The 25,375-nt window shown below is 71.6% G+C and carries 23 protein-coding genes and 1 tRNA gene; 6 read left to right on the forward strand and 18 right to left on the reverse strand.

Annotated elements, in window-relative coordinates:
- Positions 1-278: 278 nt before the first annotated feature.
- The 3 genes from ACIHAR_RS32505 to ACIHAR_RS32515 all read right to left on the reverse strand — a co-directional run bounded on the left by ACIHAR_RS32505 (position 279) and on the right by ACIHAR_RS32515 (position 5,471).
- The gene (locus tag ACIHAR_RS32505; protein ID WP_365466147.1) at positions 279-2,132 is read right to left on the reverse strand and encodes a tetratricopeptide repeat protein; all 1,854 of its coding nucleotides are present in this window, start codon (positions 2,130-2,132) and stop codon (positions 279-281) included.
- A gap of 206 nt (positions 2,133-2,338) precedes the next feature.
- Positions 2,339-2,412, reverse strand: a tRNA-Met gene (locus ACIHAR_RS32510).
- A 53-nt stretch (positions 2,413-2,465) separates the two neighbouring features.
- Positions 2,466-5,471 (reverse strand): UPF0182 family protein, encoded by a 3,006-nt coding sequence (locus ACIHAR_RS32515; RefSeq protein WP_365466264.1) that lies wholly within the window; start codon positions 5,469-5,471, stop codon positions 2,466-2,468.
- Positions 5,472-5,636: 165 nt separating this feature from the next.
- On the opposite strand from ACIHAR_RS32515, the gene ACIHAR_RS32520 reads away from it, so the two are divergent.
- Positions 5,637-6,179: a PPA1309 family protein gene (locus tag ACIHAR_RS32520; RefSeq protein WP_365466145.1), complete on the forward strand. Its 543-nt coding sequence runs from the start codon at positions 5,637-5,639 to the stop codon at positions 6,177-6,179.
- 69 nt (positions 6,180-6,248) lie between these two features.
- Here the strand turns inward: ACIHAR_RS32520 and ACIHAR_RS32525 are convergent, their stop codons facing one another.
- The 4 genes from ACIHAR_RS32525 to ACIHAR_RS32540 all read right to left on the reverse strand — a co-directional run bounded on the left by ACIHAR_RS32525 (position 6,249) and on the right by ACIHAR_RS32540 (position 9,359).
- Positions 6,249-7,343: a PDZ domain-containing protein gene (locus tag ACIHAR_RS32525; RefSeq protein WP_400022920.1), complete on the reverse strand. Its 1,095-nt coding sequence runs from the start codon at positions 7,341-7,343 to the stop codon at positions 6,249-6,251.
- A gap of 63 nt (positions 7,344-7,406) precedes the next feature.
- Entirely contained in the window at positions 7,407-7,628 is a 222-nt protein-coding gene (locus tag ACIHAR_RS32530; RefSeq protein WP_365466274.1) for a hypothetical protein, read from the reverse strand.
- 70 nt (positions 7,629-7,698) lie between these two features.
- Positions 7,699-8,160, reverse strand: a complete 462-nt coding sequence (locus ACIHAR_RS32535; RefSeq protein WP_384660546.1) for a molybdenum cofactor biosynthesis protein MoaE — start codon at positions 8,158-8,160, stop codon at positions 7,699-7,701.
- A gap of 89 nt (positions 8,161-8,249) precedes the next feature.
- Positions 8,250-9,359 carry an SDR family oxidoreductase gene (locus ACIHAR_RS32540; RefSeq protein ID WP_365466139.1) on the reverse strand — a complete coding sequence of 370 codons (1,110 nt, stop codon included), beginning with the start codon at positions 9,357-9,359 and terminating at the stop codon, positions 8,250-8,252.
- Between the two features lie 192 nt (positions 9,360-9,551).
- Between ACIHAR_RS32540 and ACIHAR_RS32545 the strand changes: the two genes are divergently transcribed.
- Together ACIHAR_RS32545 and ACIHAR_RS32550 are read left to right on the forward strand one after the other, a co-directional pair.
- Entirely contained in the window at positions 9,552-10,994 is a 1,443-nt protein-coding gene (locus ACIHAR_RS32545; protein ID WP_400022921.1) for a zinc-dependent metalloprotease, read from the forward strand.
- A complete protein-coding gene (locus ACIHAR_RS32550; RefSeq protein ID WP_365466135.1) occupies positions 10,991-11,512 on the forward strand; it encodes an NUDIX hydrolase in 522 nt (173 codons plus the stop codon). Before ACIHAR_RS32545 ends, ACIHAR_RS32550 begins: the two co-directional genes overlap by 4 nt.
- Before the next feature lie 71 nt (positions 11,513-11,583).
- On the opposite strand, the gene ACIHAR_RS32555 is transcribed toward ACIHAR_RS32550, so the two are convergent.
- The 4 genes from ACIHAR_RS32555 to ACIHAR_RS32570 all read right to left on the reverse strand — a co-directional run bounded on the left by ACIHAR_RS32555 (position 11,584) and on the right by ACIHAR_RS32570 (position 15,550).
- On the reverse strand, positions 11,584-12,339 hold the full coding sequence (locus ACIHAR_RS32555) for an AIM24 family protein (protein WP_400022922.1): 756 nt from the start codon (positions 12,337-12,339) through the stop codon (positions 11,584-11,586).
- A gap of 18 nt (positions 12,340-12,357) precedes the next feature.
- Complete coding sequence (locus ACIHAR_RS32560; protein ID WP_365466131.1) at positions 12,358-13,038, reverse strand: AIM24 family protein; 681 nt, start codon at positions 13,036-13,038, stop codon at positions 12,358-12,360.
- Positions 13,039-13,049: 11 nt separating this feature from the next.
- A complete protein-coding gene (locus ACIHAR_RS32565; RefSeq protein ID WP_400022923.1) occupies positions 13,050-14,786 on the reverse strand; it encodes a TerD family protein in 1,737 nt (578 codons plus the stop codon).
- Between the two features lie 167 nt (positions 14,787-14,953).
- A complete protein-coding gene (locus tag ACIHAR_RS32570; RefSeq protein WP_365470753.1) occupies positions 14,954-15,550 on the reverse strand; it encodes a M48 family metallopeptidase in 597 nt (198 codons plus the stop codon).
- A gap of 238 nt (positions 15,551-15,788) precedes the next feature.
- Between ACIHAR_RS32570 and ACIHAR_RS32575 the strand changes: the two genes are divergently transcribed.
- Together ACIHAR_RS32575 and ACIHAR_RS32580 are read left to right on the forward strand one after the other, a co-directional pair.
- Positions 15,789-17,003: a TOMM precursor leader peptide-binding protein gene (locus ACIHAR_RS32575; protein WP_400022924.1), complete on the forward strand. Its 1,215-nt coding sequence runs from the start codon at positions 15,789-15,791 to the stop codon at positions 17,001-17,003.
- Entirely contained in the window at positions 16,996-18,378 is a 1,383-nt protein-coding gene (locus ACIHAR_RS32580; RefSeq protein ID WP_400022925.1) for an ABC1 kinase family protein, read from the forward strand. The genes ACIHAR_RS32575 and ACIHAR_RS32580 overlap by 8 nt, the downstream gene beginning before the upstream one ends.
- A gap of 19 nt (positions 18,379-18,397) precedes the next feature.
- Here the strand turns inward: ACIHAR_RS32580 and ACIHAR_RS32585 are convergent, their stop codons facing one another.
- The 5 genes from ACIHAR_RS32585 to ACIHAR_RS32605 form a co-directional block, all read right to left on the reverse strand.
- Positions 18,398-18,610 (reverse strand): hypothetical protein, encoded by a 213-nt coding sequence (locus ACIHAR_RS32585; protein ID WP_365470745.1) that lies wholly within the window; start codon positions 18,608-18,610, stop codon positions 18,398-18,400.
- 134 nt (positions 18,611-18,744) lie between these two features.
- Positions 18,745-19,068, reverse strand: coding sequence for a hypothetical protein (locus ACIHAR_RS32590; protein WP_365470742.1), 324 nt, complete (start codon positions 19,066-19,068; stop codon positions 18,745-18,747).
- Positions 19,065-19,433: a WhiB family transcriptional regulator gene (locus ACIHAR_RS32595; protein ID WP_019072119.1), complete on the reverse strand. Its 369-nt coding sequence runs from the start codon at positions 19,431-19,433 to the stop codon at positions 19,065-19,067. The genes ACIHAR_RS32590 and ACIHAR_RS32595 overlap by 4 nt, the downstream gene beginning before the upstream one ends.
- Positions 19,434-19,609: 176 nt before the next feature.
- A complete protein-coding gene (locus ACIHAR_RS32600) occupies positions 19,610-19,936 on the reverse strand; it encodes a hypothetical protein (protein ID WP_365470739.1) in 327 nt (108 codons plus the stop codon).
- A gap of 165 nt (positions 19,937-20,101) precedes the next feature.
- Positions 20,102-22,309 (reverse strand): ATP-dependent DNA helicase UvrD2, encoded by a 2,208-nt coding sequence (locus tag ACIHAR_RS32605; RefSeq protein WP_400022926.1) that lies wholly within the window; start codon positions 22,307-22,309, stop codon positions 20,102-20,104.
- Positions 22,310-22,523: 214 nt separating this feature from the next.
- On the opposite strand from ACIHAR_RS32605, the gene ACIHAR_RS32610 reads away from it, so the two are divergent.
- On the forward strand, positions 22,524-22,766 hold the full coding sequence (locus tag ACIHAR_RS32610) for a mycoredoxin (protein ID WP_365470758.1): 243 nt from the start codon (positions 22,524-22,526) through the stop codon (positions 22,764-22,766).
- Between the two features lie 92 nt (positions 22,767-22,858).
- Here ACIHAR_RS32610 and nudC read toward each other — a convergent pair whose 3' ends face one another.
- Entirely contained in the window at positions 22,859-23,803 is a 945-nt protein-coding gene (gene nudC / locus ACIHAR_RS32615; RefSeq protein WP_400022927.1) for an NAD(+) diphosphatase, read from the reverse strand.
- A gap of 155 nt (positions 23,804-23,958) precedes the next feature.
- A complete protein-coding gene (locus tag ACIHAR_RS32620) occupies positions 23,959-25,371 on the reverse strand; it encodes a dipeptidase (protein WP_400022928.1) in 1,413 nt (470 codons plus the stop codon).
- Positions 25,372-25,375: the final 4 nt, after the last annotated feature.

Below are 25,375 nucleotides of genomic sequence, written 5' to 3' on the forward strand. Positions count from 1 at the left end.
CCAGAAGGGCGTCCAGGCAAGGAGTCACAACCAGGCCAACGGGCGCCCTTCGCCATGGTCGCGGCCAGCGCAAACATCGGACTCATTCATCTAGCCGGGGGCGCAGGCGAGCGCACCTAGCTGCGGGCAGTCGTGCCGCTGGGGGCGGCACGGGTGGCGCAGCGGCACCCGGCCGGCGCCGGTGAGCGCCCCCCGCCCGCGGCGGCCACATCCGCCCGCACCACCCCCGCAGCCCGCGGCGGCCACATCCGCCCGCACCACCCCCGCAGCCCGCAGCGTCACGCCGAGAGCTCCTCCCGCAACGCGTCCCGCAGCCGCGCCGCCCGCTCCGCCACCTCACCGGGCCCCAGCGACACGGCCCGGTCCGCCCACCGCTGCCCCTCCGCGAGCTCACCGCGACGCGCGTAGACCAGGGCGAGCCGCAGCGCCGCCCGGCCGTGCCCGGCGTCGGCCGCCCGCGTCCACCACACGGCGGCCTCCGGCTCACTCCCCTCGCGGGCCAGCAGCAGACCCAGATTGAAGGCGCCGTTGCGCGACCCGGCCTCCGCGGCCTCCCGGTACCACCGCGCCGCCTCCACCACATCGCCCCGCGCGGCGGCCAGCATGCCCACCCGCACCTGCGCCCGCCGGTGCCCCTGGGAGGCCGCCCGCTCGTACCACTCCTCGCACTCGGTCTTCTCGTGCGTCGGTTCACCGAGCTCGTGCGCGGGCGCCGGCGGTCGCCGCGCGTCGAGCACGGTCGCCAGCCGGTACGCCGCCTCCGCGCTCCCCCCGCCGGCGGCGCACCGCAGATGCCGTTCCGCTTCCCGTTCGTCCCCCTCGCGCAGCCGCGCCATCCCGACCTGCAGCGCGGCCTCGGCGTGCCCGGCCGCCGCCGCCCGCTCGTACCAGCGCAGCGCCACGGCGTCCTCGCCCCGTCCGGCGAAGAGGATGCCCAGGTTGAACGCGGCGTCGACGCTGCCCGCCTCCGCGGCCTTGGAGAACCACGGTTCGGCGCCGGCCGTGTCCCCGCCCTGGAGCAGCAGGACGGCGAGCGCGTTGGCGGCCTCCCGGTGCCCGGCGTAGGCGGCGCGCCGGTACCACTGCTCGGCCTGCGTAACGCGGCCCTGCTCGGCGCAGAGCAGCCCGAGGTTGTAGGCGCCGTTGTCGTCACCGGCGTCCATCGCGGCCCGGTACCAGCGCTCGGCGGTCTGGGTCTGGCCCCGCTCGGCGTACAGCGCGCCCAGCGCGTTCGCCGCGTTGCCGTCGCCGTCCTGCGCCGCCCGCAGCCACCACACGGCGGCGTTCTCCGTGTCGCCGGCGTCGCGCAGCAGGAAGCCCAGCGCGCAGGCGGCCCGCGGCTCGCCGTCCTTGGCGGACGTCAGATACCAGCGCCCGGCCTCCTTGAGGTCGCCGCGCTTCTCCAGAATCGTCCCGAGGTGCAGCGCGGCCCGCCGGTGGCCCCGAGCGGCAGCCTGCCGGTACCACTGCTCGGCTTCCGCCGCCGCGCCGACACCGTTGTCGGCGCCGGAGTCCTGCGTCTCCCGCCGGTCGAGGGCGCGCGCCAGCCGGTACGCCGCCTCCCGGTGGCCCCGCTCGGCCGCGGCCCGCATCCACCGCTCGGCCCCGCCGTCCCCGCGGTGCTCCAGCAGGTCGGCGAGGGCGTACGCGCCGAGCACGTGGCCCTGCTCGGCGGACTGGCGCAGCCAGTACTCGGCGGCCGGCTCGTCCCCGCGCTCCCGGTGGTGCCGGCCCAGCGCGTGCGCGGCGGCCGCGGAGCCGGCGACGGCGGCGACCCGCCACCATCCGGCGGCCTCGTCGGCGTAACCGCGCTGGTGGAGGAGGACACCCAGGTTGTTGGCGGCGGCCCGGTCACCGGCCGCGGTGGCGGACCGCAGATGGGGCTCGGCTCCGTCCAGATCGCCACGACGCAGCAGCATGGCGCCGAGGACGCTCATCGCCTCGACGTCGCCGGCTTCGGCGGCGAGCCGTCGGCGGGCCTCCTCGACCGCTTCCCCCGTCTCGTCCCGGGTGTCGTCCCGGTTCACTTCCCGGCTCTCTTCAAGAGTCTCGGCCGAGGTCGCTTCCTCACTGGAAGGCTGCACAAACCGCCCTGTCTCGAACAGAGTTGCCTTGTCCCCCATAACGTCCATCGTCGCACCACCTGCAACCCGGGTACACCTCGTATACCGCAGCCCGTGAGGTCACTTCAGCGTTTTGTCGACATGCCCACAGAGAGACAAGTCAAACACAGTTCCCCCAACTCCCCGAGGCGGCGCGGCGATCCCGACTCCGGGCACATGCGTTCGCACACCACGAAGGCCCGGATCCCATTCAGGATCCGGGCCTTCGTTTTCAGTAGCGGGGACAGGATTTGAACCTGCGACCTCTGGGTTATGAGCCCAGCGAGCTACCGAGCTGCTCCACCCCGCGCCGTGTTCGACAACCGTACCACGGCGCGGAGGGGGCTTGATCAGCCGTCTCGATCAGCCACTGGGGCTGGCGGTGGGGCTGGGACTTCTGCCCGGGGCGGGGCTGCTGCTCGGTTTGGTGGCCGCACCCGGGCTCGCGCCCGGACTCGGGCTGCTGGTGGCCTTGTTGCCGCCGCTGCCTCCGCTGCCACTGCGGTCCGCCGCGGCCTGCGCCTCGGCGGCCCGCTTCAGCGCGGCCTCGAGTTCCTCCTGCGCCTTGGCGTACGCCTCCCAGTCGGGCTTCTTCAAGGCCTCCTGGCCGGCGGTGAAGGCCTCCTGGGCGTCCTTGAGCGCTTCCTGGACCGTCGGGTTGGACGACGTCGGCGGCGGGGTCGTGGTGTCGCCGTCGTCGGACGGCGGTGGCGTCGGGGCCGTGCCCTCCGTCCCGAAGACCTTGTTGAGGGCCTCGTCGAGGGTGTCCTCGAAGGCGGTGTTGCCTCCGTAGGTCACCAACACCTTGCGCAGCAGCGGGTACTTGAGTCCACCACCGCGTACGTAGACCGGCTCCACGTAGAGCAGTCCTCCGTCGAGCGGCACCGTCAGCAGGTTGCCGTACTCGACCTCGGAGTCGCCGCCTCTCAGCAGCCTGATGGACTCGGCGATGTCCTGCTCGGAGTTGAACTGGCTCTGGACCTGCTTGGGTCCGTCGACGGTCGTGCTCGTCGGCAGTTTCAGGACTCTGATCTTGCCGTAGTCGGGGGTGCCCGCCTCGGAGTCGACCGCCATGAACGCGCTGAGGTTGTCCCGCCCGTTGGGCGTGAACGTCGTCGTCAGCGAGAACGACTGCGCCTGCTGGTCCGGCATCTTCATGCTCAGGTAGTACGGCGGCACCGCGTCACCCGACCGGTTGGTCGGGTCGTCCGGCACCTGCCAGACCTCGCTGCCACTGAGGAACGTCGTGGCGTCCTTCACGTGGTAGCGGGTGAGCAGTTCGCGCTGGACCTTGAACAGGTCCTGCGGGTAGCGGAGATGCGCCATGAGGTCGGCGGAGATCTCCGACTTCTTCTCCACCGTGCCCGGGAACGCCTTCATCCAGGTCTTCAGGACCGGGTCCTTGGTGTCCCACTGGTAGAGCTTGACCTCGCCGGTGTACGCGTCGACGGTCGCCTTCACCGAGTTGCGGATGTAGTTGACCTGGTTCTGCTGGGCCACCACCGCACGGTTGTTGTTGGTGGCGGTCAGCGAGTCGGCGGTCGTGTCGCCGAGGGTCGTGCGCGAGGCGTACGGGTAACCGTTGGTGGTCGTGTACGCGTCGACGACCCAGAGGATCTTCTTGTTCACGACCGCCGGGTAGGCGTCACCGTCGATGGTCAGCCACGGGGCGACCGCCTCGACGCGCTCCTTCGGCGTGCGGTTGTACAGGACCCTCGAACCCTCGCCGATCGCACCGGAGTAGAGGATCTGCGGCTCGCCGAACGCCACCGCGTAGGCGGCGCGGTTGACCGGGTTGGAGAGGTTGACCCCGCTCTTGCCGGTGTAGCTGGTGGTCTTCTCCCCCTCGTCGTCGGAGTAGTCGATCTCCTTCTGGGGACCGCCGACGATCGAGTACGTGGTCGTCTTCTCGCCGTAGTAGATCCGCTGCTGGTACTGCCCGAGGACACCCTGGGACGGCAGGTTCGACTCGGTGAACGCCGGCCGGCCCTCGGAGTCGGCGGTGGTGCCCTTGGCGGCGACCACGCCGTAGCCGTGGGTGTAACGGAAGTGGTTGTTGATCCAGTTCTGCTTGTCCACGCCCGCGAGGTTGAGCTCGCGCAGGCCGATGACCGTGTCCTGGTCGGCGCCGTCCACGTTGTAACGGTCCACGTCCAGGTTGTCCGGGAAGGCGTAGTACTTCCGCATCTGCTGGAGCTGCTGGAACGTCGGCGACACGATGTTCGGGTCGAGGACGCGGATGCTGGCCGTGGCGCCGACGTCGTCGCGCAGCGTCGTCTTGTCCTCGGTCTTGCTCACGCCCGAGTACTCGCTGACCTGGGCGTCCTCGATGCCGTAGGCCTCACGCGTCGCCTTGAGGTTCTTCTCGACGTACGGCGCTTCCTTGGCCTGCTCGTTCGGCTGGACCTGGAACTTCTGGACGATCGCCGGGTAGAGACCGCCGATCAGGATCGCGGAGAGCACCATCAGGCCGAAGCCGATCACCGGGAGCTGCCAGGTGCGCCGCCACAGGGTGGCGAAGAAGAGCAGGGCGCAGATGACGGCGATGCAGAACAGGATCGTCTTGGCCGGCAGGTAGGCGTTGGCGTCGACGTACCGCAGACCTGTCCAGTTGTCGGTCGCCTTGAAGTCGCTGGACTTCACCGCCAGGCCGTACCGGTCGAGCCAGTACGCGACCGCCTTCAGCGCGACGAAGATGCCCAGCAGCACCGACAGGTGCCCGGTGGCCGCGGCCGTGGCGCGCGCGCCGGGGCTGGTGACGCGCAGCCCGCCGTACAGGTAGTGGGTGAGCGCGGCGGCGATCAGGGAAAGGATCGTGGCGGCGAAGCCGAAGCCGAGCAGGAACCGGTACCAGGGCAGGTCGAAGGCGTAGAACGAGACGTCTAGGTGGAACTGCGGGTCCTTCTGCCCGAAGGGCACGCCGTTGACCCACATCAGCCAGGTCCGCCACTGGCCCGACGCCGAGGCGCCGGCGATCAGCCCCACCAGGGCGGTGATCCCGAACAGCAGCCACTTCTTGTACGGCGCGATGCCCATCCGGTAGCGGTCGAGGCTCTGCTGCTCCATCGACATGGCGCTCAGCGGGGGGCGCAGCCGGTGGGCCAGCCAGATGTTGAAGCCGACCGCGAGGGCCATCAGCAGACCGAAGACGAAGAACAGCCCGATCTTGGTCCACAGGGTCGTGGTGAACACCGACGAGTAGTTCACCGACCGGTACCAGAGCCAGTCCGTCCAGAACCCGGCGAACATGGTGAACGCCATGCCGAGCACGGCAAGGACGCCCAGTGTCATGAGCAGGGTCCGGACGCGCCGGGACGGACGGCCCACTCTGATCCGTGGCCCCGTCGGGCCTCCGCCGCGGTCCGGCATCTGGAAAGCCAAGGTGCGCACCTCGAAAGTCGATGTTGAGTCGGTCAGGCCCGCGTGTTCGTGGACCGTGGGTGGCCCCCCGTGATCGCGGGCCCACACCTATGCAACTTACTCACCCTTTACTCGGTTCCCGATTCCGGTCAGGAACGAGGCAGGATTGTGACCATGTCCAACACTCCCATGGCAGCGAACCCGCTCACCCGGGCCGTACTCGAGATCGACGAGTACGCCTCCGGCCTCGGCTGGGACCAGCCCGCCCGCCTCTTCGCCCTCGTCGACACCGCACAGCTGCGGGTTCAGGAACCCTCGCTCGCCGCCCAGCTCGGTCTGGAGGACGAGTCCGAGACCTCCGGGCTCACCCCGATCGAGCAGGACGAAGTGCCAACGGACAAGCCGCTCGACGAGTTCCTGGCCACGATCGCCTGGCCCGACGCGGTGACCGGCTGCGCCCTGACCGTGGAACGCCTGATGCTGCCCCCGTCCGCGGAGGCCCAGGTTCCGCAAGGGCTGAGCGAGGCCGAGCTGACCAAGTGGGTCGCGGACCACCCCGACCGGCAGGAGGTCCGGATGACGGTCGCGGTGCTGCGTGACGGCCGCCGCGAGTCGGCCCTGCGGCTGCGTGAGAAGGACGCCCCTACGGAGGTCCTCACGGGTGCCGAACTGGTCCCGGGCCTGGCCGAGGCCCTGTCGGCGACCTTCGAGGAGTAGAGGGCCTTCGAGACGTAGGCCTACGAGAAGGCGGCCTTCGGCGAGGCGGCCACGCGTCCGCGGGTCGGGCTACCCCGTGGTGCACTTCGGCAGGCCGGCGGTGTCGCCGCTGCGGATGTCCTTCAGGGCTCCGAGGGCGTCCTCGATGGTGTCCACCTTGACGAGGGTGAGCCCGCTCGGGGTGTCCTTGGCGGCGGCCGCGCAGTTGTCGGCGGGCGTGAGGAAGTACCGGGCGCCCTTGTCGCGTGCGCCGACGGTCTTCATCTCGATGCCGCCGATCGGGCCGACCTTGCCGTCGTCGTCGATCGTCCCGGTGCCCGCGACGAACTTCCCGCCGGTCAGGCTGCCCGGGGTGAGTTTGTCGTAGATCCCCAGAGCGAACATCAGACCGGCGCTCGGGCCGCCCACGTCGGCGAGCTTGATGTCGATGGAGAAGGGGAACGTGTGGTCGGTCCCCGCGGAGATCCCGACGATCGCGCGCTTCTCGCCGCTGTCCTCGGAGGCCGCCGTGGTGATCGTGACCTTCTGGGTCCTGGTCGCCGGCCTGTTCTTCTTCTCCGCGGCGGCCTGCTCCTTCGCCGGCACGATCGTGAAGACGACCTTCTCGCCGGGCTCGTGCTCGGTCACCAGCTCGGCGACGTCCCCCGGTTCCTTCACCGCGGTACCGTCCACGGCCTTGATCACGTCACCGGCGTGCAGCCTGCCCTCGGCGGGCGAGCCCTTCACCACGGTGGAGACGATCACCCAGGACTGCACCGGGATGTCCAGCTCCCTCAGGGCGGCGACCTTGGCGCTCTCCTGTGACTGGCTGAACTCCTCGGCGTTCTCCTGGGTGGACTCCTCCTCGGTCTTGCCGTCCGGGTACAGCGTGTCGTGCGGCACGACCTTGTTGTCGTGCGCGAGCCACCCGTAGACCGCCTCGACCAGGTTCATCCGGTAGTCGGCGCTGGTGACCCGCACGGTGGTCATGTTGAGGTGGCCGGTCGCCTCGTAGGTCTTCCGGCCGGAGATCTGCAGCACCGGCTCGCCGTCGTGCTCACCGAGGGTGTTCACCGTCGGCCCTGGGGACATCTCCGCGTACGGCACGCGGATGAGTACTCCCGCGCACAGGAGCGCGATCAGCATCAGGGTGGAGGCGAGCATCGTCGCGGTGCGGCGTGGCATGCCTCGACAGTACGGGACGCTTCTGTCAGCGCACCGTCAGGGCCACCGCCCGGGGCATGCACCTCAGGTGCGGGAGTGGGGCTTCTCCATGGCCTCGCGGAATCTGGCGTAACCGTCCAGCTCGGGGCCGTCGCCGCGGGTCCTGCGGGTCCGGTTGGCCCAGCTGCCCCACAGTCCGGCGCCGATCGCAGCCACCAGCGGAATCAACAACCAGGCGAGCGCCGCCATGCCGACCTCCCGACCCCACGTGAGCGACCGCAACTGACTGATCAGCAGATTAACCATCCGCACTGACAACGCTCACGGCAGGGGTCCGGTTACGCAACCGCAGGCCGTCGGGGCACGGGCCCCCGACTCAGCAGGCGCCCACCCATTCCTCCGTCCCGTCGGAGAACGTCTGGTGTTTCCAGATGGGCACCTCGTGCTTGAGGTCGTCGATCAGCTTCCGGCAGGCCTCGAAGGCCTCGCCGCGGTGCGGGCACGACACGGCGACGACGACGGCGAGGTCGCCGACCCTCAGGTCCCCCACCCGGTGCACGGCCGCGAGCGCCCGCACCGGGTACTCGGCGACCACCTTCTCCGCGATCCGCCGCATCTCGGCCTCGGCGCTGGGGTGGCAGGAGTACCCGAGCGCGTCGACGTCGGCACCGCCGTCGTGGTTGCGCACGGTGCCCACGAACAGCGCCGTCCCGCCGGCCGCGTCGTCCCCCACGGCCGTGAACACCTCGTCCACGGAGAGCGCCGTGTCACGGATCGCGATCAGCTTGATGGGGTCCTGTGCCGTCTGCTCGCCGGGGTGTGCGTCGCTGGGTGCCATGCCTTCATCGTGCCGCACGCCGGCGACACGGGGGAATAGCGTGATCGACCGGCACGCGCGCGTACCCGCTTGGAGTCTCCTACAGGGACCTACCGACGCCGCGCCTTGCGAGCCCTCCGCACGACGGCGGCCGCGCCGAGCAGCGCCACCGTCGCCCCCGCGGCGCCCGCGGCCGTCGCGTCCTTCCGGCCCAGGCGCCGTCCGGCCACCGTGTGCCGCCCGGACACCTCCTCCAGCAGCTCCGCGAGCACCTCCTCGTTGGTCCACCGCGGCCGCCACCCGGCATCGTGCAGCCGGCTCCCGCTCACCACCCACGGATACATCGTGTACGCCAGGTCGCCCGCCGGGGACGGGGTGAGCCCGATCCGGTGCAGGCGGGCCGCGGCGCCCAGCGCGACCGCCGACGGCAGCTCCATCCGCCGGATCCCGCTGAGCTCCTCCACCTCCTCCTGCTCCAGCCATCCGTCGCATCCGACGGCCAGCTCCCCGTCGACCTTCTCCAGGACCGCGTACTCCAGGGCACCGCACAGGTCCTCGACGTGGCAGAACTGCCAGGCGGGCCGGGACCCGGCGACGACGAGCAGCCGGGGCGACTCGAAGTACCGGGTCAGCGCCGTGTCCGTGCCGCCCACCAGCACCGCCGGCCGCACCACGGTGACGTTCAGCCCCGGATGCGCCCGCGGCGCGCGCCGCGCCAGCCGCTCGATCTCCAGCAGGTCGCCGACCCCGGTCGCCTCGGCCGTCGCCTTGAGCTCCGCGTCCTCCGACAGCGGCAGCTCGTTGTCGGGCAGCGCGCCGTAGACCATCGCGGAGGTGCACAGCACCACGCGGTGCACCCCGGCCGCCGCGGCGGCGGTCAGCACCGTCTGCGTGCCGCGCACGTTGTACGCCGTCCGGGCGGCGCTGTCACTCCCCAGGTCGAGATCGAGCGCGAGGTGGACGACCACGTCCGCGCCCCGCAGCTTTTCAGCGATCGCCGGGTCGCGCACGTCGAGGATGTGCCACTGTGCCGCGTCGCACTCCCCCCGCCGCTCGTCGATGGCGACGACCTGCTTGATCTCGTCCGACGCGGCGAGGCGCTCGGTGAGCAGCGCGCCCACCCCGGTCGCGGCGCCGGTGACGGCCACGACGGGCCCGCGCCGACCGGCCGGGGTTGAGTGGTTTCGCGCTGCGCGAACCTGCGGATCTGGGGAACTCACCAGGTGTCTCCAGCGGTTGTTTTCCATACGAGCGCGATGACGCGTACGTACCAGGTGGCATCCATCCTGCCGCAGGCCGAGAGTCGGCGAAGCACCGAGGCCCGATCGAGCCGGGGTGTCTACGCTGGGTGGTGTTGCAGGGCAGCCGCGCCGCCGGACCAGAGCCGGTGGCCTTACCAGCCGAGGAACCCCGTGAGTGACACCCCATTCGGATTCGGCCTTCCGCCGGAGGAGCCGGAGGACGGCGACGAGGGCAAGAAGAAGGACCCGCAGGGCGGCGGTGGTCAGGGACCGGCCAACCCGTTCGGTTTCGGGCTTCCCGGCGCCGGAGGCTTCGGCGGCCCCGGCGCGGACAATCCGCTCGCTGCCATGTTCGGCTCGCTGAACCCCACCGACCTGGGCGCCGCGTTCCAGCAGCTGGGTCAGATGCTCTCCTACGAGGGCGGCCCGGTGAACTGGGACATGGCCAAACAGATCGCCCGCCAGACCGTCTCCCAGGGCACCTCCGACGGCGTGAAGGACGCCAGCGTCGGCCCCGCCGAGCGCACCGCGGTGCAGGAGGCCGTCCGCCTGGCCGACCTGTGGCTGGACGACGCGACGTCCCTGCCGTCCGGTGCCGGCTCGGCCGTGGCCTGGTCCCGCGCGGAGTGGGTCGAGGCGACCCTGCCCGCCTGGAAGGAACTGGTCGACCCGGTCGCCGAGCGCGTCGGCGCGGCCATGGGCGACGTCCTGCCGGAGGAGATGCAGGCCATGGCCGGCCCGCTGATCGGCATGATGCGCTCGATGGGCGGCGCGATGTTCGGCTCGCAGATCGGGCAGGCCGTCGGCGTGCTCGCGGGCGAGGTCGTCGGCTCCACCGACATCGGCCTGCCGCTGGGCCCGGCCGGCAAGGCCGCGCTGCTGCCGGTGAACATCGAGACGTTCGGCAAGGACCTCGGCGTGCCCAAGGACGAGGTGCGGCTCTACCTCGCCCTGCGCGAGGCCGCCCACCAGCGTCTCTTCGCGCACGTGCCGTGGCTGCGCTCGCACCTGTTCGGCGCGGTCGACGGCTACGCGCGCGGGATCAAGGTCGACACCGCGAAGCTGGAGGACGTGGTCGGCCAGTTCGACCCGCAGAACCCCGAGCAGCTGCAGGACGCCCTGCAGCAGGGCATGTTCCAGCCGGAGGACACCCCCGAGCAGAAGGCCGCCCTGGCCCGTCTGGAGACGGCGCTGGCCCTCGTCGAGGGCTGGGTGGACGCGGTGGTGCACGCGGCGGCGAAGCCGCGCCTGTCGTCCGCGGACGCGCTGCGCGAGACCCTGCGGCGCCGCCGCGCCTCGGGCGGCCCGGCGGAGCAGACCTTCGCCACGCTGATCGGTCTGGAGCTGCGCCCCCGCCGTCTGCGCGACGCCTCCCGTCTGTGGGCGTCGCTGACGGACGCGCGCGGTGTCGACGGCCGGGACGCCCTGTGGGCCCACCCGGACATGCTGCCGACGGCCGCCGACCTGGACGACCCGGACGGCTTCGTGCACCGCGAGCAGATGGACTTCTCCGAGTGGGACAAGATGCTCGGCGAGGCGGCGAGCGGCGGGGCCGGCGAGAAGCCGGACCTGAAGAAGAAGGACGAGCAGGACGAGGACGACGGCACCGAGTGAGCCTGCACGACGACGCGGTCCTCGTCCTGAAGGGGTACGAGGGCCAGGAAGAGCTGCGCCAGGCCTATCTGGAGCATCTGGAGGCGCACCCGGACGGGATGTGGAAGGCCTGCCGGGCCGGACACCTCACCGCGAGCGCCCTGGTGATCGACCCCGACCGGGGGCGGGTGCTGCTGACCCTGCACAGAAAGCTGCGGATGTGGCTGCAGATGGGCGGCCACTGCGAGCCGCAGGACATCTCCCTGCAGGCGGCCGCCCTGCGCGAGGCCACGGAGGAGTCCGGCATCGGGGGCCTGACGCTGTTGCCCGGCGGCCCGGTCCGGCTGGACCGCCACCCGATCCCCGCCCCGTGCCACTGGCATCTCGACGTCCAGTACGCGGCCGTGGCTCCGGCCGACGCCGTCCAGACGATCAGCGACGAATCCCTCGACCTGCGCTGGTTCCCCTACGCCGAGGTCGCGGACGTCGCGGACGAGTCGGTCGTACGCCTGCTGGAAGCGACCCGCACCCGGCTGTGAACGCGAACGTGTAAGGGGCGGCCGCCTGGCGGCCGCCCCTTACGTCTGTTTTCCGGACGGTGCGGGAGGGCTCAGCTCCAGACGTTGCCCTGGTTCTGCCCGCGCGCCCCCTGCTGTCCCATGCCGTACTGGGCGGCGAGGCCGGAGCCGATCTGGGCGTTCTGCGGCGGGAGCAGTTCGCTCGGCTGGACGAGGGCGAAGCCGGTGCCCATGAAGCTGAGCTCCCAGCCCTCACCGGTGTTGCCGCGGCGCCGCCACACCCCGGAGGAGTGGGTCTGGGCCTGCATCTGCACCCGCAGCCCCGTGGACCAGGCGACAATGGCGTCGGCGTCGCAGTTGACGTACTTGTCGGGCGTGACCTGGAGCATCAGCGGGGCGCCCGAGGTCATCAGGGCGACCCGGCCGCGGCCGGTGATGTTGAGCTGGTACTTCCCGGAGCCGGAGATGCCGTAGAGGCTGTCGACGGCGATGACCTCGTGGTGCAGCGAGGAGTCCATCGCCAGCACGTAGCTGCTGTCGACGGTCAGGCCGTCCTGGTCCACGTCCACCAGGTGGATGTGCTGGGCCAGGTTGGCGAGGAAGACCGTCCCCTGCCCATGACAGCGCATCAGGTCCAGGCCCTCGCCGGTGCGCGCCCGCGCGCGTGACTGGCCGTTGCTCTGGAACTCGGCGTCGAACTCGACGAGGCCCTGGTAGGCGACCATCGTGCCCTTGCGGGCGAGGATGTCGTCGTGACCCTCCAGGGTGACGCGGAGCATCTGCTTGTTCTGCAGGCTCCACCGCTCCTGGGTCTGCTGGTCGTTGTAGGCGAAAAGCGGACTCTGCATGGTGACTCTGGCTCCCCCTCAGCCCCGGATCCGGAGGCGGTCGGTGCTGTCCTCGCTGGGCTGGACGACGACGATGCCCTCGCCGGAGAAGGCCATCTGGTAGGCCTCGCCGCTGCCCCGGCCGATGAGCGACTGCGCCCTGAAACTGCGCTTGCCCTTCACCTTGAGGTTCGGGGACCAGGCGACGAGCGCATCGGGGTCGACGTACGTCTCGTTCTCGCCGCCGCCGCAGTCGACGACGATCGGCTTGCCCCGGGAGGTCAGCGCGACCCAGCCCTGCCCGGAGATCTTGGTGTTCCACAGGCCCTGCCCGGCGAACTTGGCCAGCCCCTTGACCCGCTCCACACCCCAGGTGAGGTGCGCGTCGAACGCGAGCAGGTTGGTGGCGTTGACGGAGATGCCGTCGCCGTTGAGGTTGATCACGACGACGTTGGCGCCGTAGTCGGCGAGGTAGAGCAGGCCGTCGCCGGAGCACTTCATCAGCGGGGCGCCCTCGCCGGTCATCCAGTCGCGGGCGACCTGGCGCACGGCGGGCGGGTTGGGCTCGTACTGGATGAAACCCTCGTAGGCGACCATCGAGCCCACGCGCGCGAAGAGGTCGTTCCCGGTCTGCAGGGCGACCTTCAGCATGTGGTTGCCGTGGTTCTCCATGCGGGCGGTGACGGGTGCGGGGGCGTAGCCCGCGAGCGGCTGGTTCATGACGGGCTCCCTCAGACCTCGTACGGCTGGACGACGATGAAGTTGCCGGGCGCGCCCCGGAACTGGAGGTTGACGCTCTCACCGGTGTCGCCCGGGTAGGCGTTGCGGCGCATCCGCACCTGGCTGGAGACGACCACCTGCGAGGCCGCCGACCAGGCCACGACGGCGTTGCAGTCGGCGAAGGTGGTGGGCGTGACCGGCAGGACGACGGGCGTGCCGTGGGTCTTCACGACGATCGTGCCGGTGCCCGTGAACTGCATGGTGAACAGCGCGCCGCCGGGGATGCCGTGCCCCTCGATGCGGCGGACCTCGTACTGGAGGCCCTCGTCGAAGGCGAGGACGTTCTCGGCGGAGACGCAGATGCCGTCGCCCTGGAGCTCGATGGGGTGCAGCATGGTGGAGTCCTCGGCGAGGAACACCTGGCCCTGGCCGGTGCAGCGCATCAGCTGCATCTCCTGGCCGGTCGCGTTGCCCACGATCCGGCCGGCGAACCCGGCGCCCTTGTAGCTGAAGTCGACCTTGCCCTGGTAGAGCACCATGCTGCCCTGGCGGGCGAGCACGGGCTGGCCACCGACGCCGAGGTCGACGCGGACCATCTTCCGGTTCTGCTGCGTCCAGCGCTGCCCGGTGGGCGTCTCCTTGAACTGCTGCAGCGCGGCGGCCACACCGGCGCCGCCCTGGGGCGCGCCCTGCGGCACACCGTACGCCTGCTGGGCCGGCGCCTGTCCGAACGGGGGCTGCTGGCCGTAGCCCGGCGGCGGGGTGTGCTGCCCGTAGCCGGGCGGGGCCTGGGGCGCCTGGGGCTGGGTGTAGCCGGGCGGCAGCGGCGCGGTCGGCGCGGCGGCCTGGCCGTACGGCTGCTGCTGGGGCGGCTGGTTGTACGGCGGCTGGGGCTGGCCGTAGGGCGCGGGGGCCGGGGCCGGGGGCGGGACCTGGACGCCGCCGGGCGGGGTCACGGGCGCGACGATGGTGGGCGCGGTGTGCACCGGCTGGACCGGGGGCGGCGTGTCCGCCGAGGGCGTCGCGGCCGGCGGGGCGAAGCCCTGCGCCGCGGGCTGCGGGGCGGGCGCGGGGGCCGGGGCCGGCGCGGGGGCCGGGGCCGGCACGGGAGCCGGGGAGGAGGGGACGCCGAACGCGGGCGGGGCGGCGGCCTGGGCCGGCGGGGCGAAGCCCGGCGCGGCACCGGTCTGCGGCTGCTGCGGGGCGGCGGGCGCCTCTTCCTCGGCGACCTCGCCGCCGAAGTTCTTCAGCAGCGCGTCCAGACCGCCGTCGAAGCCCTGTCCGACGGCCGCGAAGCGCCACACGTCCTTCAGGTAGAAGTCGCCCAGCATGACGGCACGTTCGGTGGAGAACTCCGAGCCGTCGAACGCGTACCGGGCCACCTCCTCGCCGCCCGCGACGATGCGGATGTATCCCGGGTTGATCTGCGACATCTGGCCGGCGCCGTCGATGGTCGCCGTGAAGGACAGCTTCTGGATCTGCGGCGGGATCCGGTCCAGGGTGACGCGGAAGGACTCCGTGTCACCGGCCTGGGCGCCCAGGAGCTGGATGGACTCCTCGGGCGACTTCGGCTGGTTGAAGAAGACGAAGTAACGGTCGTCCGAGAGCCGTTCGTCGGCGTCGAGGCCGAAGCAGCTGATGTCGAAGGTCAGGCCGGGGGCGGAGATCTGCACGCCTACGTACAGATCCGTGCCCGCCGTGAGGTCACTGATCCTGGCCTTGTGGCCGCGTTGGAATTCCCTGGGCATGCGTAACGACCGTCCCCCATCCCGAGTGTGAGTGCGTCGCGCCAGGCTAACGGCAAACTCCGACACCGGACGATGTCGGTACAGACCCGGTACACAACCCGTGCAGGACGGTGCCGGGCGTCCCGCGCGCGGGACGCCCGGCACCGTCACTCGCCGCGCGCGCCGCCTTACTCGCCGCGCGTGCCGGGCGGATGCGGCAGGCGCTCGGCGGCGACCACGCCCTCGAGGTAGCCGCGGGCCCGCTCGGTGCGCGGGTAGGCCTCCAGCAGCCGCCAGAAGTCGGGGCCGTGGCCGGGCACGAGCAGGTGCGCCAGCTCGTGGAGAAGCACGTAGTCGATGACGTACTCGGGCATGCCTTTCAGCCGGTGCGACAGACGGATGCTGCCCTCGGCGGGGGTGCACGAGCCCCAGCGCGTGTTCTGGTTGGTGACCCAGCGGACCGAGACGGGGCGGGCGCGGCCGCCGAAGTACTGGGCGGACAGCCGCTCGGCGCGCTCGGCCAGTCCGGAGTCGCCGGGGACACGCCGACTCTCCTGGGCGGCCAGCTTGTCGAGCATGACGTTCACCCAGCGCTGCTCCTCGGCCTCGGACATCCGGGCCGGGATGAGGACGACGGTGCGATCGCCCTCGCGGTACGCGGAGACCGTCCGGCGCCGGCGGGCGCTCCTGCGGACCTCGATCGCGCTCGCCCGCGAGCCGCTCGGCGGCTGGCTCGTCGTGCTGCGCTGCGGCGTTCCGGGACGGTGCGGTGGGTCGGCGGGCACGCCAAGACGTTACCCGCTGCACACGGCGGAAGTCCCGACCCCGGGACGGTTCGGTTCCGATCCCCCGCCCCGCGCCTGCCTCGCACGACGGATTTGTACGACGAATTGCCCCGCCTGTGGACAACTTTCCGCACGCTCCGGCGGGGCCCGGCATGCTGGCACTCGTCGGCGGAGCGGGGTGACCCCACGCCCCCGCTCCGCCGGCGTACGGGGAGTTTCCAGGAGGACGGGGTCTTCGATGCATCCGATGGTGAAGCCCGCGCTGCGGCGGGGCTGGCGCGACCTGAACACCGTGCAGTTCGGGATGACGCCGACGCACGCGATGACGCTGGGCCCGGTGGACACGGCGACGGGCGGTTTCCTGGACTTGCTGGACGGCACCCGCGGGCTCGCGCTCCTGCGGGAGGAGGGGCGCCGCATGGACCTGCCCGACGGTCATGTCGACCGGCTGGTGGAGCGGCTGACGCGGGCGGGGCTGCTCGACGACGCGTGCGGGGGCGGACCTGACGCCGACTCCCTGCGGGAGAGGAAAGGGGTCCTGGACCGGCTGCGCCCCGACCTCGCATCACTGTCGCTGACCGCGTCGGAGCCGGGCGAGGCGCTCGGACTCCTGGCGGCCCGGCGCCGGCTGCGGGTGCAGGTGAGGGGCGCGGGCCGGGTCGGCGCGGTACTGGCCTCCGTGTTGGCGGGCGCCGGGGTCGGCGAGGTGGACGTTCGTGACGGCGGCCGGGTGGGACCCGGGGACGTCGCACCGGGCGGGTTGCCCGGCGAGGCCGTCGGTGAGCGCCGGGACGAGTCCGCCCGCCGCGCGGTGCGCCGGGCGGCCCCGGGGCGCCCGCCCCGCAGCAGCACCCGGTCACCGGCCGGGACGGAGCCCCCTGTCTTCTCCCTGGTGATCCTCGCCCCGCGGGACGACGTGTCCGTGCACGCGCCCGCTCCCGCGACCGCCGAACCCTTGATCTCCTCGGGCACCCCGCATCTGTACGCGGGAGTCGTGGAGGCGACCGGCGTGGTCGGCCCGCTGGTCCTGCCGGGTGAGACGGGCTGCGCCGGCTGTCTGCACCGGGCGCGCGCCGACCGCGATCCGACCTGGCCGCGACTGGTCGCCCAGTGGCACTCCGGGAGACGCCGCCCGGTGCCGGCCTGCGATCTGGCGCTGGCCACGACGGTCGCCGGACTGGCGGCCGCCCATGCGCTCGCCTTCCTCGACGGCCGGCTCCCGTCCTCGGCCGGGGCCCGCTGGGAAATCTCGCTCCCCGCCCTCCAGTGGCATGCGCGACCGGTGTGGCCGCATACCGCGTGCCCGTGCGGAGCCGCGGAGAAAGGTAAGGGAGAACACACCTCCGAAGACCCGGAGTCGCACGAGACAATGGCGGAGCAACGGCATTCGAAGGAGTTACGCCGTACGTCAGACGCGGCGCGGCGGGCTGGGACTTGGAGGGCGCATGTCTGATCTTCCCCGGAAGGCGGTCACTCGGACCGCCAAGCTCGCCGCGCTCCCGCTCGGCTTCGCCGGACGGGCGACCTGGGGGCTGGGCAAGCGGATCGTGGGCGAGTCCGCGGAGATCGTCGGCCGTGAACTGCAGCAACGCACGGCGGAGCAACTCTTCAAGGTCCTTGGCGAGTTGAAGGGGGGTGCGATGAAGTTCGGGCAGGCCATGTCCGTCTTCGAATCCGCCCTGCCCGAGGAGATCGCCGGCCCCTACCGCGCGGCGCTCACCAAACTCCAGGACGCGGCCCCGCCCATGCCGACCCTCACGGTGCACTCCGTGCTCGCGGAGCGGCTCGGCGAGGACTGGCCTGAGCTCTTCCTCGAGTTCGACGACAAGCCGGCCGCGGCGGCCTCCATCGGCCAGGTGCACCGGGGGGTGTGGCACGACGGACGGGAGGTCGCGGTCAAGGTCCAGTATCCCGGGGCGGGTGAGGCCCTGCTGTCCGACCTCACGCAACTCAGCCGGTTTGCTCGCCTGTTGGGCCCCCTCGTCCCCGGTATGGACGTCAAGCCCCTGATCAACGAGCTCAGGGACCGCGTCTCCGAGGAGCTGGACTACGGGCTGGAGGCACAGGCCCAGCAGGCACACGCGGATGAGTTCGCCGACGACCCCGACGTCGTCATCCCGGCGGTGGTCCACCAGTGCGACCAGGTGCTGGTCACGGAGTGGATCGACGGCGTGCCCCTCTCCGAGGTGATCTCCGGCGGCACCCGGGAACAGCGGGACCGCGCCGGCCAGTTGCTGTCCCGTTTCCTCTTCTCCGGCCCGGCCCGCACCGGTTTGCTGCACGCCGATCCGCACCCCGGCAACTTCCGTCTGCTGCCCGGCGGCCCCGAGGGCGAGGACGACTGGCGCCTGGGCGTCCTCGACTTCGGCACGGTCGACAGGCTTCCGGGCGGCCTGCCCGAACCGATCGGCGAGTCCCTGCGGATGACGCTCGACGGCGAGGCGGACGCGGTCTACGCACTCCTGTGCGCGGAGGGCTTCGTCAAGGAGTCCATCGAACTGGACCCGGACGCCGTCCTCGACTACCTCCTGCCGATCATCGAGCCGGCCCGGGTCGACGCGTTCACCTTCACCCGGGACTGGATACGCAGTCAGGCAGCCAGGATCGCCGACCCCCGCTCCCCCGCCCACCAGCTCGGCAAGCAACTGAACCTGCCCCCGGCGTACCTGCTGATCCACCGGGTGACGCTCAGCACCATCGGTGTGCTCTGCCAGTTGGGTGCGACGGTGCGGCTGCGTGAGGAACTGGAGGAGTGGCTCCCGGGGTTCGTCCCGGAAGAGGGGCTGGAGGAGGACCGGGAGGCGGAGGAGTCGGTGGCGGAGGCGTGAGCGCTCGGTGGGGCTCGGCTCACCACCAGGGCGAGTCCAGTCGCCCTTCGATCGCCCTGAGGTTCTCCCGCGAGCAGGACTCACAGAAGTGGCGCCGGACGCCGTTCTCCACGGAACAGGTCCAGGTGACGGGCAGTGATTCCCCTGCCGGGGTGCCGCAGCGCGCGCACACCAGGGGGCGGGGCTCCGTCGGGGAGCCGTCGTGGTCTCTGTCTCCGGGAAGACTCGTCACCCTCGGACGATAACGCCGCGGCCGGCGGATCCCCGGGCGCAACGCACCGCGGGGGCCGGTCCGTTCGGACGGACCGGCCCCCGCGGCGGAGCTTCGCCTCCCTGGGAGGAGGCCACCGCTTCAGGTGATAGGGATCACTGCATCACGGCCATGGCGAGCGCCCGGCGAGCACGCATCGAGGCGCGCTCGGCCCGGCGCTGCATCCGGCGAGCGGTCGCCAGGCGCACGGCCCGGCGTTCCCGCTCGGCCTCGTGCAGTCGCTCGCGCATATGCGCACGAGCCAGGGCTTCTGGAATGAGTTGCATCTCACGGGTCCTGTTCTGACGCGAGTCGATCGCGCCGGTGGTGGTGACGTCTTCGGTCGCGGAGCCTGCGGGCTCGTTGGTGGACGGCTTCATCGGGGCCTGCTTCTTGGGGTCGTGCGTGAGGGGGCGGTCGATCGTTCCTGCGGTGTTCATGCCGTGACCGGGTTCTTGCGCGGGCGGCCACGCGGCCGCTTCCGGGCGACGACGACTCCCTGCACGAACAGCTCGCCACCCCAGACGCCCCAGGGCTCGCGCCGCTCCTTGGCGCCGGCGAGGCAGGCCTCGATCAGCGGGCAGGTGCGGCACAGGGACTTGGCGTACTCCACGTCCGCCGGCGACTCGGCGAAGAAGACCTCCGGGTCGTAGGAGCGGCAGGGGACGGGTACGCCGAGGTTCTCGATGGCGTCGTCGAGCGCGGTGAGCGCGGTGAGCGGGGTCAAGGTGGAGTCCTCCGTGAGGCCGGGCGGGGGGATCGTTTCGGAAGGCGGTACGGACGGGGCGTGCGCTTCGAGTTGCACGGTTCGTCTTCCTCGTCTGGTCGTCCGGCCCTGTTGGGCCGGGTGGCGGCTGGTACCGGGTTCTTTTCTTGTCCCGAGGCCCCTTCGCCCGTGTGTCCCCCGTTCGGGGACAAACAGAAGGGCCGCGGATCCCGGATGGGGTTCCGCGGCCCTGAAGGCGCCGGCCTGATCGAAAATCAGGCTGGATCACTCCAGGGTTCTGGCCCACGGAAGGCCCACATCAGGTGGTGCTGCGTCGTCTGCTTCCGGAATCCGGCACCGGTCGCCGTAAAGGCATAGGCCTTCGCCTGTGCCGCTACTGCCGCTTCCAGTGCCTTGGTCGGTCGCTCGCTGCGCTCGCGGACGGGAAGGCCCGCGGGGGCAACAGAGGAGGACGCCGACCGGTCGGCACGAATGCCGGACAGACCGGTGCCCAGGTTCGAGGCGCCGAGCATGCACAGGGAGACGATCGAGCGATCGGTCAGTTTGGCGGTGCTGGTGGAGCTGGCGTTGAAGATGATCACTGGAATCGCCTCCTCTCGGCGTCTCTGGGACCGGGGTGAGCCCAGTCCGACGGATATGCAAGTACAGCACGGGATCAGGGCCTTCGAGAAGGCCTCTGTTCTCGTGCCTAAGAACCTATGGGGATTGCTGGGGCATGCGCAAACTATTTTTTCGACGAGTTCGCGTCAGTCGCCCTCAGCGTCTCCCCCCGGGTCCTGGCCTGCACAGATGGCCAGGACATCGGCTCCGTAGCGGGTGAACTTGCGCATGCCGACCCCCGGGATGCGCGCGAGTTCGCCCGCCTCCTCGGGCATCGTCTCGGCGATCGCCATCAGCGTCTTGTCGGTGAAGACGCAGAAGGCGGGCTGTCCGTTGCGTCGCGCCTGCACCGCCCGCCACGAGCGCAGCCGCTCGTAGAGCCCTTCGTCCATGTCGGACGGGCAGTCCTCACAGCGCATCAGCTTCATCTCGCCGGCGTCGGTCAGCGTGCGCCCGCAGACCCGGCAGCGGGCCGGAATGCGCTGGGTCCGACGGGGGACGGCGACGGAACCGGCCACGGTCCTGCCCGGCAACCCTCGCTCGACGCCCCCGACGGCGCCGGTGCCGCCGCGGCCGGCGGTGCTGCCCGAACCTGGGCGCAGTCCGTCGAGGAAGCGGCTGGGGCGCCGGTTAGGGCGGCCTCCGGGTGAGCGGGAGAGCGCCCACGACACATGGAGGCGCTCGCGGGCCCGTGTGACGCCGACGTACAGGAGGCGGCGCTCCTCCTCGATCTGCTCCTCGGTCCTGGCGTAGGTGATCGGCATCATGCCCTCGGCGACGCCGACCAGGAACACGACGTCCCACTCCAGGCCCTTGGCCGAATGGAGCGAGGCGAGGGTGACGCCCTGGACGGTCGGGGCGTGCTGGGCGTTCGCCCGCTCGTCGAGTTCGGCGACCAGGTCGGCGAGGGTGGCGCCGGGCCGGGCGGTGGAGAAGTCCTGCGCGAGGTTGACCAGGGCCGCCAACGACTCCCAGCGCTCTCTGACGGCGCCGGAACCGGCGGGCGGCTGCGGGGTCCAGCCCTCGCCGGAGAGGACGGCCCGGACCTGCGAGGGCAGGTCGACGGCGTCCTCCAGAAGGGCGTCGTTGCCGCCGAAGCGGGCCGCGCCGCGCAGGGCGATGCCGGCCTTGCGCACCTCGGGGCGGTCGAAGAACCGCTCGGCGCCGCGCAGCTGGTAGGGGATGCCGGCGTCGGCGAGGGCCTGCTCGTAGGTCTCGGACTGGCCGTTGGTACGGAACAGGACGGCGATCTCGGCGGCCGGGACACCGGCTTCGAGCAGTTCCCGGATGCGACGGGCGGCGCCCTCGGCCTCGGCGGGTTCGTCGGTGTACTCGGTGTAGACGGGCTCGGGCCCCGGATCGCGCTGCGAGACCAGCTCGAGACGGTGGTCGGCGGCGCGGCCGCGCGCCTGGGCGAGCAGGCCGTTGGCGAGGTGGACCACCTGGGGGGTGGAGCGGTAGTCGCGGACCAGTTTCACGACGGTGGCGCCGGGGTGGCGGGTGCGGAAGTCGAGGAGGTGGTCGGGGGTGGCCCCGGTGAACGAGTAGATCGTCTGACTGGCGTCGCCGACCACGCACAGGTTGTCCCGCTCGCCGAGCCACAGCTCCAGCAGGCGCTGCTGGAGAGGGCTCACGTCCTGGTACTCGTCGACCACGAAGTGCTGGTACTGGGCGCGGACCTGCTCGGCGATGTCGTGGCGGTCCTGGAGGACGGCGACGGTCAGCAGCAGCACGTCCTCGAAGTCGATGACGGCGCGCTCGCGCTTGAGGTCCTCGTAGGCGGCGTAGAGCTGGGCGATCTCGGCGGGGTCGCGGGGGGCGTCGCGGCCCGCCTTGGCGGCGGCGAGGGCGTAGTCGGCGGGGACGGTCTGGGTGACCTTGGACCACTCGATCTCCGCCGCGGCGTCCCGCAATTCGCCCCGGTCGAGCCGGATGCGGCAGACGGCCGCCGCGTCGGCGACGAGCTGGATCTTGCGGTCCACGAGCCGGGGCAGGGAGCCACCGATCGCTTTCGGCCAGAAGTACTGGAGCTGGCGCAGGGCAGCCGAGTGGAAGGTACGGGCCTGGACGCCGTGGGCGCCGAGCTGACGCAGCCGGCCGCGCATCTCGCCGGCGGCGCGGTTGGTGAAGGTGACGGCGAGCACGCTGGAGGGCTGCAGGATGCCGGCGCGGACGCCGTAGGCGATGCGGTGGGTGATCGCCCGGGTCTTGCCCGTGCCGGCCCCCGCCAGCACGCACACCGGACCGTGCAGGGCGGTGGCGACCTCGCGCTGCTCGGGGTCGAGCCCTTCGAGCACCGCGTCGGCCGAGTCCGGTACCTGCGGGAAGAGGGTGGAATGCGTTGCTGCTGTCACACAGCCATGCTGCCAGGTCGCCGGAGACCGACGAGGCGGTTGTCCACAGGCGAGCCCCCGCAGTCGTACTAATGCGGCAGGCGTCACGTACGGGCGTGCGGCGGGCGTCACATACGAGTGTGGGGTGGGCGTGCGTGCGGGAATGGCGGCCCGGTGGTATGCGTTCCCCCCGTGGACGACCTTCCCGAGCTTTCAGAGGAGCGCGAGCGAGATGCTGCAGGGCACTGTGACGATGTACAGCACCACGTGGTGCGGCTACTGCCGCCGGCTGAAGAGCCAGCTGGACCGTGAGGGCATCGCGTACACCGAGATCAACATCGAGCAGGACCCGGAGTCGGCCGCGTTCGTCGAGAAGGCGAATGGCGGAAACCAGACGGTCCCGACGGTGCTCTTCGCAGACGGCTCCACGCTGACGAACCCGTCGCTGGCGCAGGTGAAGCAGAAGATCGGCGCCTGAGCGGCAATTGGTGAGCGGCTGCCGGGAAGCGGTCGGCAGTACAGCGGCGAAGGGGTGGCCGTCCCGACGGGACGGCCACCCCTTCGTCGTGCTCAGACGAAGCTGCGGGTCGGCAGGGGCTTGCCGTACCAGAGCTCGATCAGGCGGGCCGCGATCGAGATGCCGTAGGGCGGCAGCACCTCGCCGGACTCGAAGGCGGTGCTCAGCTCGTCACGGGAGAACCAGCGGGCCTCGTGGATCTCGTCACCGTCCACGTCGATGCCGGTGGAGGTGGCGCGGGCCGTGAAGCCCAGCATCAGGCTGGAGGGGAAGGGCCAGGGCTGGCTGGCGATGTAGTCGACCTGGCCGACGGTGACCCCGACCTCCTCGAAGACCTCGCGGCGCACGGCCTGCTCGATGGACTCTCCGGGTTCGACGAAACCGGCGAGTGTCGAGAAGCGGCCCTCGGGCCAGTGGACCTGGCGGCCCAGCAGGATGCGGTCGTCCTCGTCGGTGACGGACATGATCACGGCGGGGTCGGTGCGCGGGTAGTGCTCGGCGCCGCAGGCGGGGCAGCGGCGGATGTGGCCGGCCGCCGCGATGACCGTACGCTCGCCGCAGCGGGAGCAGAAGCGGTGGGTGCGCTGCCAGTTCTCCAGTCCGACCGCGTGCACCATCAGGCCCGCGTCGCGGGGCGACAGCAGCAGGCCGGCCTCGCGCAGGCCCGCCGGGCGCGCGGACTGGTCGATGCGTCCCGGCAGCGCGTCCTTCTGCAGGGCGAAGTAGCTGACGCCGTCCTCGTCGATGCCGAGGAAGTAGCGGTGCGCCTCGGTCAGGGGCGCCTCGAAGGAGGGCGTCATGACGAGCTCGGTGCTGCCGTCCGCCGTCTCGTCGATGAGGACCTGGCCGCCGGAGACCACGAAGCAGCGGGTCGTGGGGTGGCTCCACGCCGCGGCGAGCCAGGCCTCGTCGAGCCGGTGGTGGGCGGCCCGGTCGATGCCGCTCGGCGCGGTGAGCGAGACGGGCCGGTCGGCGTTCTGGTCGGTCCAGGTGGTCACGGGTGCTTCCAACTCCCCCGGTGGAACGGTTGTTTCGGCGGGCGGTTCAGCGGGATGGGCGGCGGAGGGCGACCGGGTCCGATGCGGTGTGACGCTGCGGGGCGGTTTCTCCAGTGTGCCCCGCGCGCGGTGTCGCTCCGCACCGAGCGGGGTCGTCAGGGCGCATGGCGCCAGGTCTCCGCGAGGTCGCCCCAGAGGTACGCGGTGGTCTCGACGCCCTTGAGGAGGAGATCCAGCTCGACCTTCTCGTTCGGGGCGTGCCAGCCGTCCGAGGGGACGGAGATGCCCAGGAAGAGCACGGGGGCGTCGAGGACTTCCTGGAGGTCGGCGGCGGGGCCCGAACCGCCCTCGCGGGTGAAGCGGACGGGGCTTTCGAAGGCCCGGCCCATGGCGCGGACCACGGACTGCAGGGCGGGGTGGTCGAGGGGGGTCAGGCACGGGCGCGTGGGGGGCCTGAACGTGATCTCGTGGCGGATCCCGGCGGGCACCTGCTCGTCGGCCCAGGCGCGGACGGCCTTCTCGATGTGATCGGGGTCCTGGCCGGCGACCAGCCGGAAGGAGAGCTTCACGAAGGCCGAGGACGGGACGATCGTCTTGCTGCCGGGGCCCTGGTAGCCGCTGCCGATGCCGTTGACCTCCGCGGTGGGGCGGGCCCAGATGCGCTCCAGGGTGGTGTGCCCGGCCTCGCCGTGGGCGGCGTGCGACTTGGCGGTGCGCAGCCACTGCTCCTCGTCGAAGGGCAGCTCGGCGAAGAGCTCGCGCTCCCGGTCGGTGAGCTCGACGATGCCGTCGTAGAAGCCGGGGACGGCCACGCGCGCGTGCTCGTCGTGCAGGGCGGCGACGAGGCGGGCGGCCGCGGTGGCCGGGTTCGGCACGGCGCCGCCGAAGGAGCCGGAGTGGATGTCCTGGTCGGGGCCGAACAGCCGGATCTCGCACTCGGCGAGTCCGCGCATGCCGGTGCACACCGTGGGGGTGTCCTCGGACCACATGCCGGTGTCGGAGACGATCACGGCGTCGGCGGCGAGCCGTGCGGCCCGCTCCTCGACCAGGGCGCGGAAGTGCGGGGAGCTGGACTCCTCCTCGCCCTCGATCAGCAGCTTGAGGGTGACGGCGGGGGCGGTGCGGCCCGTGGCGGCGAGGTGGGCTCGGACACCGAGGGTGTGGAAGAACACCTGGCCCTTGTCGTCGGCCGCCCCGCGCGCGTAGAGGCGGTTTCCGCGGACGACGGGCTCGAAGGGGTCGCTGTCCCAGCCGTCCTCGCGGGCGGCGGGCTGCACGTCGTGGTGGCCGTAGACGAGGACGGTGGGCGCCTGCGGGTCCTCGGACGGCCACTCCGCGTACACGGCGGGGGCGCCGGGGGTCTGCCAGACCTCGGCGGTCGGGAAGCCGGTCTCCTTGAGCTTGGCGGCGAGCCAGTCGGCGCTGCGGTGTACGTCGGGCGCGTGGTCGGGCTGGGCCGACACCGACGGGATGCGCAGCCACTCGGCGAGGTCGTCGAGGAAGGCGGCGCGGTGGCGCTCGACGTACGTGCGGACGGCGCTGACCACACTGTCAACGGGATGGCTCATGGTC

This window comes from Streptomyces sp. NPDC052016, assembly GCF_044548445.1.
In the GTDB taxonomy this organism is placed as follows: domain Bacteria; phylum Actinomycetota; class Actinomycetes; order Streptomycetales; family Streptomycetaceae; genus Streptomyces.